This window comes from Allobosea sp. P1_A7 (assembly GCF_056406775.1).
Genome location: NZ_JBFTZN010000495.1, coordinates 1 through 2235 on the forward strand (window position 1 = coordinate 1; position 2235 = coordinate 2235).

The window sequence follows — 2235 nt, forward strand, 5'->3', positions numbered from 1 at the left end:
TGATTGCGCTGGGCTCCGCTCGACCACCGTTCGCCGAAGAAGGCGCTTGAGCCGGTCCCTGGGTCATAGCTTACGCCGGGGGCGAGGAGCAGAGATGAGCAACCGATCCGACAGAAACAACCTGCTGGCCGCCCAGGAATGCGCCGAGCGCATTGGCCTGACGGCGCGTGCGCTACGCCTCTACGAGAAGCGCGGCCTGATCAAGCCGCGCCGCAGCGAGAAGGGGTGGCGGCTCTACGGCGCCGACGAGATCGCCCGCCTGCATGAAGTCCTTGCGCTGAAGCAGCTCGGGCTCAGCCTGGCACGCATCACCGCGCTGCTGCAGGGCAAGGCGGTCGATCTCGATCGCATCCTGACGCTGCAGCAAGCCGCCCTGCGGGAGCAGCACAGCCGTACCGAGCGTGGGCTGTCCCTGGTCGGGGCGGCGCGGGCGAAGCTGTCGACCGGCGGCTCATTGTCGACCGACGAACTGATCAAGCTGGCGAAGGAGGCCACGATGAGTGAAACGCAGACCGACGAAGTCGCCTGGCGGCGCTATGAGCAAGCGCGGCCGCGCTCCGCTATCACGATCGATCCGGCCCTGCTCGACGGCTATGTCGGGGACTACCGGCTCACCTCCGGGCTGATCCTGTCGATCAGCCGTAGAGGCGATGCGCTTCTTCTGGAATCGTCGGGGCAGATGCCCGTGGAACTCTTTGCCGAGAGCGCCACGAAGTTCTTTCTGAAGTTTCCAGCAGCGCAGGTCAGCTTTGTTCCCGGTCCTGGCGGGCGCGCCGAGGCCCTGGTCCTCCATCAGGATGGTCACGAATCGATGGCCGAGCGCATTAGCGCGGACGAGGCCCGGAGGATCGCAGAGGCGCTGGGCCGCAGGGTCCAGTCCAACCTCCCGCATCCCGACAGCGAGACGACACTGCGCCGCGTCATCGAGGAGCATCAGGCTGGACATCGCTATGTCGAGAAGATGAGCCCGGAGCTGGCTGTGGCCGTCGAGGAGCAGTTCTCCCTGGTGAGCGCTGCGTTGCTGGCCAAGGGGGCTCTGGAGGCGCTGCGCTTCAACGGCGTCGGACAGAGTGGGGTCGATGTCTATGAGGCGCGCTTCGCCGCGCCCGGCGTGCTGGAATGCGGAATCGGCTGGACTGACGACGGCGTGATTCACACCCTGTGGCTGCGACCAGTGCCATAGGCGCGAGAGCGTCTTCCGATTCGAAGCGAGAATCGACGGCGCGTGCTGACGGCGAATCTGCAGCGCCTGCGGCGGTCACTTCGACGCATCAAGCAGGTCGTGACGGAGCGCTCGAAACCGTGCTTGGACCACACCGAAAACAATGAGAGGCAAAGGCGGGAGGAGCAGTCATCCCGGGGCCCAACATCATCCAAAAACCGCTTGTAACGGTGGATGCGAATTTTCATCTATCTGCTTGAGATAAATGGCGCGGGCGACGGGGCTCGAACCCGCGACCTCCGGCGTGACAGGCCGGCACTCTAACCAACTGAGCTACGCCCGCGCTGGGCGGCTAAGGCGTCTTGGCCTCAGCGAGGTTGGGATTAGGGTGCCGGGCCGGCGGTGTCAAGCGCGAGGTGCCGGCAAAATTCATCTTCCCCAAATTCCAAACCGTCGGGTGCGCCGGCAGGCGCAAGCCGCTGACTTTTGCAGTGCAAAACGAGACACAAGTCGCCTCAAACTCGATTTCATCGGCACTTTCGGCTGCTCGCATGATCCGTCGCGCGCCGTGAAAGCTCGAACCGGGCAGAGGCCCAGAACCCCTAAAAAGGGCCGGGGACCGGTCCAAAGATGGATTCGGCGGGCTCCTCAGCCGAAGCACCTCAGCCGAGTTATCAACAGGCCGGTTCGGCCGACAACTTTCGAACACGCTCGCAACGGCCACCCCCATTGGAGAGGGCGGCTTCATGGCATCGCGGAGCGGCGAGCCGGCTCCATTGCCGGCTTTTTGTTCGCACATGAATCCGCTTGCCGGCCGAAATCTGCTCATGCTTACCTGTGGTTAACCAACAGTCCCGGGCGGGGGCGAAACGATGACGGACGCGACGCGCATTCGACAATTGCGAGCGGAACTCTGCCTCCGGCTTGAGGCGCATGGCGTCGCAGATCCGCAGGCAGCGCAGATGATCGACCCGATCGGGATGGTAACCAGCTGGCCGCCGGGTGAGCCTGTGGAGCAGGCTGGCGACCACCCGGCGCTGCTCCGTTCAGAGGCTCGCGACGCTCACATACTG

Annotated in this window: 2 protein-coding genes and 1 tRNA gene; 2 read left to right on the forward strand and 1 reads right to left on the reverse strand. The window is 64.5% G+C overall.

Annotation, left to right across the window (positions count from 1 at the left end):
• The first annotated feature begins 94 nt into the window (after positions 1-94).
• Positions 95-1183, forward strand: coding sequence for a MerR family transcriptional regulator (locus tag AC1D34_RS36825; protein ID WP_441505500.1), 1089 nt, complete (start codon positions 95-97; stop codon positions 1181-1183).
• Positions 1184-1428: 245 nt separating this feature from the next.
• Here AC1D34_RS36825 and AC1D34_RS36830 read toward each other — a convergent pair.
• Positions 1429-1505, reverse strand: a tRNA-Asp gene (locus AC1D34_RS36830).
• A 529-nt stretch (positions 1506-2034) separates the two neighbouring features.
• On the opposite strand from AC1D34_RS36830, the gene AC1D34_RS36835 reads away from it, so the two are divergent.
• The coding region (locus tag AC1D34_RS36835) for a hypothetical protein (RefSeq protein WP_476826931.1) at positions 2035-2235 on the forward strand (201 nt) is incomplete at its 3' end.